The sequence below is a fragment of the Pseudidiomarina salinarum genome (genome assembly GCF_000753715.1).
Taxonomy (GTDB): Bacteria; Pseudomonadota; Gammaproteobacteria; order Enterobacterales; family Alteromonadaceae; genus Pseudidiomarina; species Pseudidiomarina salinarum.
Genome location: NZ_JPER01000006.1, coordinates 32085 through 47825 on the forward strand (window position 1 = coordinate 32085; position 15741 = coordinate 47825).

A 15741-nucleotide genomic window follows, 5' to 3' on the forward strand; every position below is an offset into this window, starting at 1 on the left:
TCGCATGGACATTACTGAGTTACTCAGCTTCGCCGTTAAGCACAATGCATCGGATTTACACTTATCGGCAGACTCACCGCCTATGATACGGGTTGATGGCGATGTTCGTAAAATTAATATTCCGGCGCTGAACCATAAACAGGTTCAGGAGCTGGTTTATGACATTATGAATGACCGCCAACGGAAGGAGTACGAACAGAACCTGGAAGCTGACTTTTCATTTGAGGTGCCGGATCTGGCGCGATTCCGGGTGAACGTATTTGTCCAGAATCGTGGTGCCGCAGCAGTACTGCGTACCATTCCAAGCGAAGTGCTTACCCTTGATCAGCTGGGTTGTCCGGAAATCTTCCGTTCGATAGCGGACGCTCCGCGCGGTCTGGTGCTGGTGACCGGACCCACTGGTTCGGGTAAGTCGACGACCCTGGCGGCGATGGTTGATTATATTAATGAGAAGAAGCACCATCATATTCTGACTATTGAAGATCCTATTGAGTTTGTTCATAAAAACAAGCTGAGTCTGATGAATCAGCGGGAAGTACACCGTGATACCCATAGTTTCGCCGCGGCGCTGCGGTCAGCTTTGCGGGAAGATCCTGACGTTATCCTGGTTGGTGAAATGCGTGATCTGGAAACGATCCGACTGGCGATGACGGCGGCTGAAACCGGCCACCTGGTCTTTGGTACCTTACATACCACCTCAGCACCAAAAACCATTGACCGTATTGTTGATGTTTTTCCGGGCGACGAAAAGCCGATGGTGCGTTCGATGCTCTCTGAGTCACTGCGGGCAGTTATTTCGCAGGTGCTGCTGAAAAAAGTCGGTGGCGGCCGGGTAGCGGCGCACGAAATTATGATTGCGACTTCTGCGATCAAGAACCTGATTCGGGAAGATAAAGTCGCGCAGATGTATTCCTCGATTCAGACTGGAGCGGCGCATGGCATGCAGACGCTGGATCAATGTCTCATTAATCTGGTGAATGACGGACTCATTTCACGGATTGATGCTAAAGCAAAAGCCAGCAGTAAAGATGCGTTTAATAACTAGCAGGATATGAGAGGCCGTGATGGTACTGGATAGATTACTTAATGCCATGATCGAGCGCGATGCGTCTGATCTCTTTATTTCCGCCGGGTTACCGCCGAGCGCTAAGATAAACGGTGAGCTGACTCCGCTCACCGAAAAAAATCTTGGGAATAACGGTGCTTTAGCACTGGTAAAAGAAGCTCTGGGTGAACAACACCTGCAGGAATATATGGAGCACAAAGAGGCGAATTTCGCGATTTTCCGCGAAGGTATCGGCCGCTTCCGCGTCAGTGCGTTCTGGCAGCGGCAACAAGCCGGCATGGTCATCCGCCGCATTGTCACTGAGATACCAAGTGCTGAGGATCTGAAATTACCTGAAATTCTGACCAAGCTCATCATGAGTAAGCGTGGTCTGATGTTAGTTGTCGGGGGCACGGGTACCGGTAAATCCACAACCTTGGCGGCTTTGATTGGACACCGGAATCGGAATTCACGCGGCCATATCCTCACCATTGAAGATCCTGTTGAATTTGTTCATGACCACGCTAAGTCGATGATTACGCAACGAGAGGTCGGAACGGATACTGAGTCTTTTGAAGCCGCGTTAAAAAGCTCGCTGCGGCAAGCCCCTGACGTGATTCTGGTTGGTGAGATTCGCTCTCAGGAAACTATGGAATATGCACTGACTTTTGCCGAAACTGGCCACCTCTGCGTCGCTACATTGCATGCCAACAACGCCAACCAGGCCATTGAGCGGATCATGCATATGGTACCAAAAGAAAAAATCGGCAAGCTGATGTTTGATTTGTCACTGAACCTGCGTGGCATTGTCGCGCAGCAGCTGATTCCTACGGTCGAAGGCGGCCGGGTGGCCGCCATCGAGATCTTGTTAAACAGCCCGATAGTGGCGGAAAAAATTGCCAATAACGATATGGGCGAGATTAAAGAAATCATGGCCAAATCAAGAGAGCTGGGCATGCAAACCTTTGACCAGGCCCTATATGACCTCTACAAAGCCAAGCGGATATCCTATGAGGATGCCTTGCGCCACGCCGATGCGCCGAATGATCTGCGGCTGCGGATTAAGCTAAGCGGTGATGACAAAGGGGGCGGTGAAAGTGCCTTATCCGGGGTGACTGTTGATCTGGAGTGATTTCTATTAGAATAGCCGCCCTTACTATAAGTCGCTGAACGAGGTTGCTGCATGCGGGTTTTGGGTATTGAAACATCCTGTGATGAAACAGGCATAGCTATTTACGATACGGATAGTGGCCTGCTTGCTCATAAGCTTTATTCACAGGTGAAACTGCATGCCGACTATGGTGGTGTGGTACCGGAACTGGCCTCGCGTGATCATGTTCGTAAAACCCTTCCGCTTATTGAAGCTGCGCTAGACGAAGCCGGAATCACTGCGGCGGATCTTGGCGGGGTTGCCTATACCGCCGGGCCTGGTCTTATCGGGGCGCTGCTGGTTGGTGCCTGTATCGGCAGAAGCCTGGCTTTGGGCTGGCAGATTCCGGCGGTGGCGGTTCATCATATGGAAGGTCATCTGCTGGCGCCGATGCTGGAGGATGACGTACCGGCGTTTCCTTTTATCGCGCTGCTGGTTTCCGGCGGGCATACCCAACTGGTGCGGGTTGACGGTATCGGCCAGTACCAGTTGCTGGGCGAGTCGGTCGATGATGCTGCCGGTGAAGCTTTTGATAAAACCGCTAAATTACTTGGTCTGGACTATCCGGGCGGGCCGCGGCTGGCGGCGCTGGCTGAGCAGGGCCGTGCGGATCGTTATCAGTTTCCGCGGCCGATGACAGACCGCCCGGGGCTGGATTTTTCATTCAGCGGCCTGAAGACGCATGCGGCGAATACTATCGCCAGCGCTGATGATTCGCCGCAAACCCATGCCGATATTGCCCGTGCCTTCCAGGACGCAGTGGTCGATACCCTGGTGATAAAATGCCGCCGGGCACTTGACGAAACCGGGTTGAAGCGACTGGTGGTAGCGGGCGGCGTCAGCGCCAATAAACATCTGCGCGAGAAGCTGCACCAATTCGCGGATAAAATCGGTGGTCAGGTGTTTTTCCCCCGCAATGAATTCTGCACCGACAACGGCGCCATGATCGCCTTTGCCGGCGCGCAACGGTTGCTGGCCGGTGAGCACGAGAGTCTGGCAATCAGAACCCGGCCGCGCTGGCCGCTGACCGAGCTTACTTCCGTTTAATGCGGTGTTCGTCGCCGCTGCGCAGGCGCATGATATTGGACTGATGCCGCCACAGAATAAGTAATGAAATCATAATGACAGGAACTGTGTACTGGGGCTTAATCCAGTAAGCGTAAAATGGCGCCAGAGAAACGGTAATAATGGCGGCGAGTGAAGATACCTTGCCGATGCGAAACACCAGCACCCAGGTGGCAATCAGCAGGAGTGCCATTTCCCAGGCCACCGGGAACATAGCGCCAAGCGCCGTGGCCACGGCTTTGCCGCCACGAAAGTGAAAGTAAAGCGGGAAAATATGCCCAAGGCAGGCGGCCACTGCGATGATCCCCAGATAAAACGGCTCAATACCCAAAAAGTATGACCCCCACACCGGAATCATTCCTTTCAGGACATCAAAGAACAGGGTAAGTGCCGCGGGAATTTTGCCGCCCAGCCGATAAACATTGGTCGCGCCCGGGTTTCCTGAGCCAGCGGCCCGTGGGTCAGGCAGCCGAAAAAGCCGGCAAATAAGTACGGCGCTGCTTATTGACCCGAATAAATAAGCGGTCAGTACGGCTAGTATGATCAAGGCACCCATAGGATTTTGCTTCCGGCCTGCTTTCCGTTACTATGCAAAGCCCATAGCATAAGCGGTTTATCGCAGAATTTCTATTGTTAACCAAGTGAGTATAACGGATGGATAAGGTACTAGTAGAAGGGTTGCGGGTTGATGCCTATATAGGAGTGCATGACTGGGAACACGAACGCGAGCAACCACTCATCATTGACCTTGAAATGGACTGGGATAATGCCCGCGCCGCAACCACCAATGACTTAGCCGATGCACTGGATTACAGCACCCTGAGTGAAGCAGTAATTAAGTTGGTAAAGGCCCAGTCGTGGCAGCTTATCGAAACCCTGGCAGAAGCCGTTGCGGCCATGATTATGCAGGATTTTAAAGTAATGCGGGTGCAGGTCAAAGTTGGCAAGCCACAGGCGATTGTAGCAGCCCGTCAGGCTGCGGTTATTATTGTCAGACAGCAAACTCCGGCCTGATTTATGGCTCGTGTATTTCTTGGCATCGGCAGTAACCGTGAACGTGAATATCATATTCATGCAGGCGTAAAAGCCCTGCATGACTTTTTTGCGGCTGAACATAAGCCGCTGCGCGTATCCCGGGTATTCGAAAGTGCTGCGGTAGGCTTTGACGGTAAACCTTTCTATAATCTGGTCGCTGAACTAAGCACTTCAATGTCTGCGGCAGCAGTGAACCAGCAGTGTAAAGTGATAGAACAACGATTTGGCCATCAGCATTCCGGTCCCAAATTCAGTCCGCGCACCCTGGATATTGATGTTTTGCTATACGACCAGGTCATTAGCCGAAGTCCGGTGCAGTTGCCGCGTGACGAGATCCTGTCCAATGCGTTTGTGCTCTGGCCGCTTGCCGAACTGGCCCCGACGGTCCAGCATCCAGTTACCGGAAAAACTTTTGCTGAGATCTGGCAGAATTATCGTAGCGCCCAGCAATTGGAGCCTATATCATTTACCTTTGAGGCCTTGCCTCACCTGCGTCATTCTCATCAACATCTACCAGGGACGATTTAAGCGTGAGCACATTTGAAGCTATTATTCTGGCCTTAATTCAGGGTATTACCGAGTTCCTGCCGATTTCCAGTTCCGCCCATCTGATTCTGCCCTCACAGGTGCTGGGATGGGAAGATCAAGGCTTAGCTTTTGATGTTGCAGTTCACGTGGGTACCTTACTGGCAGTAATTGCCTATTATCGCAAGGATGTCGGTGAGCTTACCGCGGGCTGGTTTGCGTCGTGGCGTGGCCAGCATAACGAATATAGCCGGTTGGCCTGGCTGTTGATCTGGGCGACGGTACCCGCTGGTCTTGCTGGTTTATTTGGTGCCGGATTAATTGAAGATTACACGCGTTCGGCACTGGTTATAGCGATAACGACGATCGTTTTCGGTCTGGTACTCTGGTACGCCGATGTGCGGGCAAGTGACCGGGCAGGGATTCACTCTCTTACTCTAAGACAAGCGATATTAATAGGTATTGCTCAGGCAGTGGCGTTGATTCCCGGCACCTCGCGTTCAGGCATCACGATGACGGCAGGCTTGCTGATCGGTTTGAAACGCGTGGACGCGGCGCGCTTTTCGTTCTTGTTATCAATTCCGGTTATTATCATGGCCGGTGGCTACCAGGGCCTGAAGCTTGCCCAGCAGCCTGAACCCGTTGCCTGGTTGGCGGTTATTTCCGGCATGCTGGTGTCTTTTGTTGCGGCCTATCTGTGTATTCACTACTTCCTGAAAGTTATCGAGCGCATGGGCATGCTGCCTTTTGTGATTTACCGCCTAATCCTCGGAGCTGTGCTGCTCTGGCTGGTCTTCGGATAAGCCTTGCGAGCCGTCCAGGACTTCCTGGATTCGCTGCAGTCTTAATTGTTCAACGGCCTCGCCCACAGCGGGGCCGCGTAATGCCTCACCACGACTTGCAGCAGATGCTAACAGCGGGCCTGCCTCAACTGCTGCAGCGGCTTCCCAGGCTTCATTAATGAGATTCAGTCGCTCATCGGCTACGCCACGGGCATGCCAGATTGCGGCCAGTTGTTGATGACGGTCGGGGCGACGCCAGCTGTCGCTCTGATTAAAGAGCGCGAGCAGTTCGGTGGCCGTAGCACTGGCGACTTGTTCAGGTGTTATGCGTTGGGCCAGAATCGCCAGAAACCTGTACTCATTTGGCACTTTCAGACGGGTGCAGAGTGTTTCCACCTCAACCGCGCTAAAAGCACTGGCAAAGACAGCGAAGCGCAGTAAGGTATCATCCCGCTCCAGTGCTGCGAGGTAACTTAGTGCCGTTGCCCGGCGGGTGTCATCAGTAAGTTCAATAAACCAGGGTTTCAGAGCGCCGGCGTCAGCTAGCACATCAAAATAGATGTGCGGATCCTTGGTCGATAATGCCAGACGGGTTTCACGCCAGACCCGCTCGCAACTGAGCGTTGCCAGTTCACCGGTGGCGGCAGTGTCGCGCATTAACTGCATGGTTTCGTCGGCAATAGTAAAGCCGTCATCATGAAAACGGGCAGCAAAGCGGGCAACCCGCAATACCCTTAATGGATCTTCGACAAAAGCCGGAGAAACATGACGGAGTATTTTTGCTTTCAGATCAGCAAGACCATGGTAAGGATCAACGAGTTCACCTTCTTCGCTCTCGGCGATAGCGTTGATGGTCAGATCACGGCGGCGTAGATCCTGTTCAAGGGTGACAGAGGGATCGGCGTCGACTGCAAAACCGGTGTAGCCAGCAGCGGACTTTCTCTCAGTCCGGGCCAGGGCATATTCCTCACCAGTTTTGGGATGTAAAAATACCGGAAAATCTTTGCCGACCTGACGAAAACCGAAGCTCTGTAATTGGGACGGGGTGCTGCCAATTACCACATAGTCTCGTTCTGTTACTGGCTTACCCAGTAATTTATCCCGTACGGCGCCGCCAACCAGGTATATTTGCACACCAATCTCCTATGGTTTAATTCGATGATCGCGAATGACTAGCTCTGACGCATGGCAGTGGTTACACTGGTAAAAGCGCAGAACAACATGTAGCGATATAACAATGTACCTGAATTACTTTGGTTTACATACAGCACCTTTCTCGATCGCACCGGATCCGCAGTTCTTATATATGAGTGAACGGCATCAGGAAGCCTTGGCACACCTGACTTACGGCCTGCAGGGAAGCGGTGGTTTTATTTTACTGACTGGTGAAGTAGGAACGGGTAAAACCACGGTATCACGGGCGTTGCTGGAACAACTGCCGGAACAAACACGTACCGCTTTTATTCTGAACCCGATGCTCAATGAGCACGAACTGCTGGCCACCCTCTGTGACGAGTTCGGTATTCGCTATGCCAAACGTTCGATCACCGATAAAAAACTTACCGATAAACTCAGTAGTTTTCTGCTCGCGGCTCATGCTGAAGGTGAGCAATGCGTGGTACTGATTGATGAAGCCCAGCATCTTCAGCCCCAGGTGCTTGAGCAACTGCGTCTGTTGACGAATCTGGAAACCAACCAGCATAAACTGCTGCGGGTAATTCTGATTGGTCAGCCCGAGCTGCAGGATCTGCTGCGCCGTCGTGAATTGCGACAACTGGCTCAGCGAATCACCGCTCGCTATCATCTGCTGCCGTTACAGGGCAGCGATACCGAACGCTATATCAACTATCGCTTGCAGGTGGCTGGTGCCAGTCGCGGACTCTTTGATGGCCGTGCCATTGCGTTAGTGCATAAGCTCAGTGAAGGCATTCCGCGGCGCTTAAATCTGTTGTGTGACCGGGCCTTACTCGCGGCTTATAACGAGCAATCGCAACTGGTTACCAGCAAACATATCCGCGAAGCCGCGGTGGAACTTGATGGACACCGACCGGTGCAGCGCCGACGGGTTAGTTGGTCGGCTGGGGCTGCTGTAGCAGTAGTCTTTGCGTTGCTGGCTGGGTTTGCAGGTAGTTACTGGCTGAACCAGCAGGGCAGTCCGACTGAAGTGGCAGCTGACGAGTCTGAGAGTCAGGTTATCACGGTCACCGAAGACCCACTGCTGGCGCTGACCCGCAGCTGGCAGCTGCCCAGGCCGGCCATCGATAAGCCGATCTGTGAATGGGTTGGAGCCTATGACCTGGGCTGCTTGCAGGGCACTTTGCGCTACGACCAGCTGATGAAAATTAACTACCCGGTGTTGCTTGAACTTAGCGGTGGGGGCTATCAGTTCGTAAATGCACATGATATTCAGCCGGATCCAGAGTGGACCGGCGCTTTTGTTCTGTTGTGGCAGCATCCGCCCGGCTATGAGAGCGAGGACGGCGAGCTATATCAACAGTGGTTGCTGGATGCCCTGGTCAGCTATGGCGCCGACAAGAGCCTGGCGGTAACCGATCAGATCCAGAACCTGCAGCTTAGTGCTGGCATTCCGGTAACCGGCAAGCCAGATGGCGTGACCTTAAGCTGGCTGAGCGCGCGAACGCAGCAGGGCGGTCCACGCCTGAATCCCACGAACCAGCAGGCTGTCACGGGAGAATTCAAGTAATGTCGTCGGTATTAAAAGCTTTGCGTAATCAGTCTTCGCCGCTGCTACAGGAACGCCCACCGGTATGGCTTTCGTCTGCAGTCGATACCAGCCCTGGCCGGAGCTGGCGCTGGCTGGCGCTCGCTCTGGTGGTGGTTGCCGCGGGCATCGGGGGCTGGTTACTGGCAGATCGCCAGACTCAGGAGGTTATTACTGAGCCGGTGGTTACGACCGTTGCCAGCAGCCGTTATCAGTTGGGAGCAATCCCGCAAGTTCGCCAGCCGACGCTACCAGCAGCAGTAGCTGAGGCCAGTTCGCAGCCGGCCGTTATGCAGTCGCGTGGCGCTGAGCAACCGGCGTTGCCACAGGCCATCAATCTGAATGACGTGTCGCCGGAACTGCTGAACGCTTTTGAAGATGCCGTTGCCGCTACTGATGGCGACGACGCTGGCCGTAACTCGGTGGTACCTGACTTGCGGGATCTGGATCTCAGCTTTCAGCGCAGTATTCCGGCATTTACTTATGATGGCCATCAGTATTCATCGCGTGACAGCTCGCGCTGGGTGGTGCTGGGCGGCAACAGACTCTTTGAAGGGGACAGCTGGCAGGGGCTGACGGTGGTCCGCATTGCTCCGGCTTACCTGGTACTGTCAAAAAATTATCAGGCATTTCAACAACCCGCATTGGAGGACTGGACAAGCCCCTGATTACTTGATATTAAAACACCTGTTTAAATCTATTGTTTAATAAAAATAAGAGGGTGTTGGCATGGCAGACTATCGGGCTCCGCGCGAGGATATGCAGTTTGTACTGCAGGATGTATTTCAGGTTGATCAGGACTGGGCCAGGTTCTCCAGGCTAGCTGATCTGGATATGGATACAGCAGCGGCTATTATTGACGAAGGTGCCAAGCTGGCCGAAACCTTAATAGCGCCTAATTGCCGGGCCGCCGATGAAGAAGGCGTTCAGTTTAGCGAAGGCCGTGTCACTACCCCCTCTGGTTATAGAGAAAACTTCAAACAACTGGCCGCGGGTGGCTGGGTTGGTGTAACCGCAAATCCTGAGTTCGGCGGTATGGGGCTGCCCAAGTCGATCTCGGCCCAGTATGAAGAGATCCTCTGCGCTGCGGATATCTCGTTCTCTCTCTATTCTGGTCTTACTGCCGGTGCCATCATGACTCTGGATCAGCATGGCAGCGATGAACTTAAAGATATCTATCTGCCGAAAATGATTGCCGGTGAGTGGACCGGCTCGATGTGCCTGACCGAAGCCCATGCCGGCACGGATCTCGGAATGATCCGCACCAAAGCTGTGCCTGCCGATGACGGCAGCTACCAGATTAGCGGAACAAAAATATTCATCACCGGCGGTGAGCATGATCTGGTCGACAATATCGTTCATCTGGTACTGGCAAAACTGCCTGACGCCCCGGCCGGCAGCAAAGGCATCAGCCTGTTTCTGGTGCCGAAATTTCTGGTTAATGAAGACGGCTCGCCCGGCGAGCGCAATCAGGTATTCTGCGGCGCCATCGAACATAAGATGGGGATCCATGCGTCTGCGACCTGCGTGATGAATTTTGATGGCGCGAAGGGCTGGCTGATCGGCGAACCTCATCGTGGTTTGCCGGCCATGTTTACGATGATGAACTATGAACGCCTTGGCGTTGGTATTCAGGGATTGGGCGCCGCCGCACGTTCTTACCAGACTGCGCTTGAATATGCTCAGGATCGCCTGCAGGGGCGTGGCGCACGCGACACCCGGGCAGCAGATAAAGAAGCTGATCCATTGATAGTCCATGGCGATGTGCGGCGGATGCTGTTAACAATGAAGGCCTTCGTGGAAGGCGGCCGGGCCTTTTCAACCTACGTCGGCAAGCAACTGGATATCTCCAAATTCAGCGATAATGACGCTGAACGGGAACGGGCCCAGGCGTTAGTAGACCTGTTGACCCCCGTGGCTAAAGCGTTTCTTACCGATACCGGATTTGAAGCGACTGTGCTGGGACAGCAAATCCTTGGTGGTCACGGCTATGTGCGGGAGTGGGGTCAGGAACAGCTGGTTCGCGATTGCCGCATTGCGCAGATATATGAAGGCACTAACGGTATTCAGGCGCTGGACTTGTTAGGGCGAAAGGTTGGTGGTTCGCGCGGTAAGTTGCTGGAACCGCTGCTGGAAGATATTGCTGCTTTGACAGCCCAACCTGCGGCTGGCTTTGAGAATGAACTCGCGCGTCTGGATGAAGCTACTAAATTGCTTGAACGGGTCACCGGGATGGTTTTGCGGCAGGCAGCAGAAGATGAAAATATTATCAACAGCGTTGCTGTTGAATATTTACATCTGGTGGGTTACGTCTGTTTTGCTTATGTCTGGTTGCGGATGGCAATCACCGCTGAAGATAAGATAAGTGAGCGGCCGTACCTGGCAAGTAAGGTAAAAACGGCGCGTTTCTATATGGCGCGACTGTTACCCCGGATACAGAGTCTGGCCGCCGCTATTGAAGACGGCAGCCAGTCATTGTATCAGCACGAACCGGACGAATTCTGATTGCCCGGTGCATGCCGCAGCCCTGTTAGTCGCCGAGCGACAACAGGGTTGCATTACCACCGACCGCAGTAATGTTATTGCTGCGGGTTTTCTCGGTAATAAAGCGCGTGAGGTAGTGTGGGCCACCAGCTTTCGGTCCGGTACCTGAGCGGCCGCGGCCACCAAATGGCTGCACCCCAACCACGGCACCAATCTGGTTGCGGTTGATATAAACGTTACCGACATCAATCCGGCGCGCTACGTCATAGGCGAAGGTTTCATTGCGGCTATGAATACCGAAAGTAAGACCGAAACCGGTATTGTTAATGCTCTTGATAACGTCATCAAGTTCACTGGTTTTGTAACGAATCACGTGCAGAATCGGCCCGAAATTTTCTTTCACCAACTGGTTGATGTTGTCAATTTCAATCGCGGTCGGTGCCACGAATAAACCGCCCTGAGTGTATTCAGGTAACTGGGCCCGGCCAATAAGGCGCCCGGTCTGCGTAATGTCACTGATATGTCGTTCCAGGTTGGTTTTCGACACGCCATCGATAACCGGGCCGACATCGGTTTCATGCAGCATAGGGTCGCCGACCTTAAGCTCGGCCATCGCGCCTTTGAGCAACTCGATAACCCGATCAGCAATGTCGTCCTGCACATAAAGCACCCGCAGCGCGGAGCAGCGCTGTCCGGCGCTCTTAAAGGCACTACCTACGATATCTGTCACTGCCTGCTCAGGTAATGCGGTGGAGTCAATCAGCATGGCATTCTGACCGCCTGTTTCAGCGATTAAAGGCACTATGTTGCCGGTACGGGCAGCCAGGGCGCGGTTAATGGCCTGCGCGGTATAAGTTGAACCGGTAAAGCATACGCCGCCGATGTCTTCCTGGGATACCAGGTAAGAACCGATTTCGGCGCCGCTACCCGGCATGAAGTGCAGGACATCACCCGGGATGCCCGCTTCAAGAGCCAGCTGTACAGTACGGAAGGCCACGAGGCCGGTCTGTTCTGCAGGCTTAGCGATAACACAGTTACCCGTTACCAGCGCAGCGACAACCTGGCCGACAAAAATGGCGACCGGGAAGTTCCAGGGACTGATACAGATAAAGGTGCCGCGACCCTGTAAAAAGAGTTCATTGTCTTCGCCGGTAGGGCCTGGCAGTTCTGTTGGCTCACTCATAAGTTCACGGGCCTGCACTGCATAGTAGCGACAGAAATCTACTGCTTCGCGAATTTCGTCGATGCCGTCCTGCAGGCTTTTGCCGCCCTCGAGGCTACATAGCGCAATCAGCTCGTCGCGGTTCGCTTCCATCAGGTCAGCGAATTTCTCCAGTGCCTTAGCACGGATTTCCACATCGGTATCGCGCCAACGGCGATACGCTGCATTGGCACTTTCCAGTGCCTTCTCGGCAAGCGCTTTATCGCCCCAGCTAATAGTACCTACAGTACGGTCCATTTCCTGAGGACTGGAAATCGATACGCGATGGTGCGCATCGACGACATCGCCATTAACGATAGGGCCGCCCTGCCACTGTTTGTCACGGTATTGCTGCACCGCAGCAATAAAATCATCTGCTTGAGAGTGAACGTTCATATTCAATCCTAATGAGTTCTTGCGATCGCTGAAAATCTGCGTCGGCATAGGAATTTTGCTGTTAGCGTAAGTGTCGAACTGCGCCAGCGTATGTACCGGGTGCTTGCTAAGCTGGTCAACGGGTACCGTTGGGTCCAGGAGCTTATGCACAAAGGAGGTATTAGCACCATTTTCCAGCAAACGCCGGACCAGGTAGGGTAGTAAATCCTTATGGGCACCGACCGGCGCATAAATGCGCACTGTGGTGTCTGGATCTTCGTCCAGCAGGGTGTCATAGAGATCAGCACCCATTCCGTGCAGGCGCTGGAACTCGATCCGGCGCTTATACTTTTCATTCAGGTGCCGTATTGCCATAACACTCTGCGCGTTATGGGTAGCAAACTGCGGATACAGAGCGCCATCGGAGGCATCGCTTAACAGATAATGCGCACAGGCAAGGTATGAGACATCGGTATTGGCTTTACGGGTAAATACCGGATATGCCGTCAGGCCGTTCATTTGCGACAGCTTGATTTCAGTATCCCAGTAAGCCCCTTTCACCAGCCGCACAGGTATCTCGTCACCACCTTCGCGGGCCAGTGCGGTAAGCCAGCATAAAGTGGGCAGGGCGCGCTTAGAGTAAGCCTGCACCACCAGACCAAAGCGTGGCCAGTCTTTACAGACACCGCTGCGATACACTTTCTCAAACAGCTCCAGCGACAGTTCGTGACGGTCAGCCTCTTCGGCATCAATAGTAACGCCAACGTCCGCGTCTTTCGCCAGTTTGACCAGGTCGCTCAGGCTTTGTGCCAGTTCAATTAAGACGCGATCACGGTTCGCCATTTCGTAGCGTGGGTGCAGTGCTGAAAGCTTAATTGAAATGGTCGGCCGCGGCGCTTTCGGGTTGTTAAAGTTTTCTTTCGCAACAACCTTAATTGAGTTGACGTAATCGGCATGATAGCGACGGGCATCGGCGGAAGTTAACGCAGCCTCGCCAAGCATGTCATAAGCATGGGTGTAGCCCTTGGTGCGATTGGCACGGCTGTTCTTCAGGGCCTCTTCAATGGTGCGCCCCAGTACAAACTGCTTACCCATGATGCGCATGGCTGCATATGTTGCGGTACGCACTACCGGCATCCCCAGACGCCGGATCAGGCGGCGGAATACACCGCGGGGTGTTTCCATCGGTTGACCGGTGGGGTTAATCACAGAGTTCGTTAATGCCAGTGACCAGGAGCCGGAATTGACCAGCCAGGAGCCGCTTTGGCCCATATGTTTGTGCCAGTCACCGCCTGAAAGGCGATCCTGGATGAGTGCGTCGGCGGTAGCTGCATCTGGAACCCGCAACAGCGCCTCTGCCAGACACATCAAAATAATGCCTTCTTTGGTATCCAGGCTATATTCTTGCAAAAAGGCATCGACACCACCGCCATCCGCGCGTTCACGAACGGTTTTAACCAGTTTAGCGGTGCGTTCCGTCACCTTATCCAAGCTTTCTTCATCGCTCGGTACGAGCTCCATCAGCTCTTTAACATAGGCATTTTCGTCAATAAGATAATTGTCGGTAATGGCTTGCTGAAGTCGACCAAGGTCAGCATCAGAGTATTGAGCCGCAAGTACTTCACTTGCTTTGAACATAGCGTCTCCTGTAGCACTCAGCCAAAAGCGTGGCTGGACGGATTTTGCGCGCAAGTATAGGCCTTTTTTTGCGCACGTAAAGCCTATCAGAACATAATATTTTTATCCATGTCATGCACCTGATCTTGTGGGCATTCAGCCGCTATTCAAGGGGCATATAGGTTGACCGGGTTAACGCGTGCGAGTACCGTATTGTTAACTGAAAATTTAGCTAACGAGAGCTTCTGTGAGTCAGGAAACGGAACTGAAACTTTATATTGAACCAGCGCGACGCGAGGCTGCATTGCGTTTGTGTCAGCAGCTGGCTGGTGAGCAACAACCGGCCGAGCTGCAACTGACAAACCGCTACTTTGACACGCCGGATCTGCGGCTGCGCGAATATGACATGGGCTTGCGTATCCGCCAGTGCGGCGATGACCGGGAGCAAACCGTTAAACTTGCCGGGGATGTAATCGGGGGCATGCACCGGCGGCCTGAATACAATGCCGCCACCACCAGTGACAAACCCGATCTGACCTTATTTGATGAAGATATCTGGCCTGATGATTTTCCGTTATTTGACATCCAGCGTGAGCTGGACGAGATTTTTCGGACCAACTTTACCCGCCAGCGCTGGCGTCTGCCAAGCGGTGATGGAATGATTGAACTGGTTTTTGATGAGGGCATTATCATCGCAGACGCGAATCAGCGCTCGTTATGTGAAATAGAACTTGAGCTGCAGGGTGGTGATCTCTCCGAGCTGTACAAAATGGCGCGGCGCTTTATTACCCGGGTTGATGCCCGGGTTGGAAGCCTTAGCAAGGCCGCCCGTGGTTATCTGCTGGCTAACAAGAGCGCACTCGAGCCATCAACCCAGGCCGACTTTGTGCGCCAGCAAACCCAGGACGACGTTGGCACTGGATTGTACCGGGCGCTGACCTATGCCTTGCAGTACTGGCAACATAACGATGCCTGCTTGCTGGAGCAGCCCACAGTGCGGGCAGTAGCAGGTATTACCGATGGTATCCGGCTGGCCCGCGTGGTGTTGCAGCAGCTGATGATGCTGGAGGTTGAGGTCAGTGATCATATTGTCCGCCTCGAGCAGATGCTTGGTCACTTAGGCTGGTTAAGCCGCTATGACGGGCTGGCAGAGCTAACCGCTGAAGACGGCGCCTACCACCGTGCTCTGAAGCAGCAACCAAAGCTGCATGAACATATCATGGAGCAGCAGGAACATGCGGTGCAGATGGAGCTGGTGCTTAATCTGGTCAAGCGTGACGATTATCAACTGACGTTGCTGGAACTCGGTGAGTTATGCAACCGTCAGCCGCGCCATGAACAACTTATGCAGGTGCCGTTGCGGGCCTGGGCGTCACAGCGCCTGCGCGAAGACTGGCAACAGGTTGCAGAAGCATTCACCCGTGAGCGCGAGCTGCGGCCTGAACACTATCTTAAGCAATTGCCGCTATTACTTGGCTCGCTGCAGTTGGGTTATTGTGTCGGTTACCTGTTTGATGAAGAAGACCGGGAACGGTTTCGTGCACCCTGGTTGGATATGGTGCGCGGCATTCGCGAAATTATGGCACTGAAATTACTGCGTGAAGCCATAAAAGATACGGACGACGTCAATACCGAACGCTTACTGAACTGGCAGGAGGTTCAGCTTGAATCTTTGCTGTATGCGCTGGAGCATTCCCGGCGTTCGGCGCTGAAGCAAGAACCGTACTGGGTTATTTAAAT

At 53.6% G+C, this 15741-nt stretch carries 13 protein-coding genes; 10 read left to right on the forward strand and 3 right to left on the reverse strand.

Annotated elements, in window-relative coordinates; translation table 11 throughout:
* The first annotated feature begins 4 nt into the window (after positions 1–4).
* The 3 genes from IDSA_RS10235 to tsaD are packed head-to-tail and all read left to right on the forward strand — an operon-like array spanning position 5 to position 3242.
* Positions 5–1045, forward strand: a complete 1041-nt coding sequence (locus IDSA_RS10235) for a type IV pilus twitching motility protein PilT (RefSeq protein ID WP_034776587.1) — start codon at positions 5–7, stop codon at positions 1043–1045.
* A gap of 19 nt (positions 1046–1064) precedes the next feature.
* Positions 1065–2177, forward strand: coding sequence for a PilT/PilU family type 4a pilus ATPase (locus tag IDSA_RS10240; RefSeq protein WP_034776589.1), 1113 nt, complete (start codon positions 1065–1067; stop codon positions 2175–2177).
* Between the two features lie 51 nt (positions 2178–2228).
* Positions 2229–3242 (forward strand): tRNA (adenosine(37)-N6)-threonylcarbamoyltransferase complex transferase subunit TsaD, encoded by a 1014-nt coding sequence (tsaD, locus tag IDSA_RS10245; RefSeq protein ID WP_034776591.1) that lies wholly within the window; start codon positions 2229–2231, stop codon positions 3240–3242.
* On the opposite strand, the gene plsY is transcribed toward tsaD, so the two are convergent.
* Positions 3229–3816, reverse strand: coding sequence for a glycerol-3-phosphate 1-O-acyltransferase PlsY (gene plsY / locus IDSA_RS10250; protein ID WP_034776594.1), 588 nt, complete (start codon positions 3814–3816; stop codon positions 3229–3231). The two genes, tsaD and plsY, sit on opposite strands and share 14 nt — an antisense overlap.
* Positions 3817–3914: 98 nt before the next feature.
* On the opposite strand from plsY, the gene folB reads away from it, so the two are divergent.
* From folB to IDSA_RS10265, 3 genes are read left to right on the forward strand one after another with little or no spacing between them, the layout of a single operon-like run.
* Complete coding sequence (folB, locus tag IDSA_RS10255) at positions 3915–4274, forward strand: dihydroneopterin aldolase (protein WP_034776596.1); 360 nt, start codon at positions 3915–3917, stop codon at positions 4272–4274.
* Between the two features lie 3 nt (positions 4275–4277).
* Complete coding sequence (gene folK, locus IDSA_RS10260) at positions 4278–4823, forward strand: 2-amino-4-hydroxy-6-hydroxymethyldihydropteridine diphosphokinase (protein ID WP_051986230.1); 546 nt, start codon at positions 4278–4280, stop codon at positions 4821–4823.
* A 2-nt stretch (positions 4824–4825) separates the two neighbouring features.
* The gene (locus tag IDSA_RS10265; protein ID WP_034776598.1) at positions 4826–5623 is read left to right on the forward strand and encodes an undecaprenyl-diphosphate phosphatase; all 798 of its coding nucleotides are present in this window, start codon (positions 4826–4828) and stop codon (positions 5621–5623) included.
* Here IDSA_RS10265 and IDSA_RS12255 read toward each other — a convergent pair.
* Positions 5582–6736 (reverse strand): CCA tRNA nucleotidyltransferase, encoded by a 1155-nt coding sequence (locus IDSA_RS12255; protein WP_034776601.1) that lies wholly within the window; start codon positions 6734–6736, stop codon positions 5582–5584. The two genes, IDSA_RS10265 and IDSA_RS12255, sit on opposite strands and share 42 nt — an antisense overlap.
* 103 nt (positions 6737–6839) lie before the next feature.
* Here IDSA_RS12255 and IDSA_RS10275 point away from each other — a divergent pair, with 103 nt between their 5' ends.
* The 3 genes from IDSA_RS10275 to IDSA_RS10285 all read left to right on the forward strand — a co-directional run bounded on the left by IDSA_RS10275 (position 6840) and on the right by IDSA_RS10285 (position 10829).
* Complete coding sequence (locus tag IDSA_RS10275) at positions 6840–8306, forward strand: ExeA family protein (RefSeq protein ID WP_034776604.1); 1467 nt, start codon at positions 6840–6842, stop codon at positions 8304–8306.
* Positions 8306–8992 (forward strand): general secretion pathway protein GspB, encoded by a 687-nt coding sequence (locus IDSA_RS10280; RefSeq protein ID WP_034776606.1) that lies wholly within the window; start codon positions 8306–8308, stop codon positions 8990–8992. The genes IDSA_RS10275 and IDSA_RS10280 overlap by 1 nt, the downstream gene beginning before the upstream one ends.
* Positions 8993–9053: 61 nt before the next feature.
* Complete coding sequence (locus IDSA_RS10285; RefSeq protein ID WP_034776608.1) at positions 9054–10829, forward strand: acyl-CoA dehydrogenase C-terminal domain-containing protein; 1776 nt, start codon at positions 9054–9056, stop codon at positions 10827–10829.
* Between the two features lie 25 nt (positions 10830–10854).
* On the opposite strand, the gene putA is transcribed toward IDSA_RS10285, so the two are convergent.
* On the reverse strand, positions 10855–14022 hold the full coding sequence (gene putA, locus IDSA_RS10290; protein WP_034776610.1) for a bifunctional proline dehydrogenase/L-glutamate gamma-semialdehyde dehydrogenase PutA: 3168 nt from the start codon (positions 14020–14022) through the stop codon (positions 10855–10857).
* Positions 14023–14248: 226 nt separating this feature from the next.
* Here putA and IDSA_RS10295 point away from each other — a divergent pair, with 226 nt between their 5' ends.
* Positions 14249–15739, forward strand: coding sequence for a CYTH domain-containing protein (locus tag IDSA_RS10295; protein WP_034776613.1), 1491 nt, complete (start codon positions 14249–14251; stop codon positions 15737–15739).
* Positions 15740–15741 lie beyond the last annotated feature (2 nt).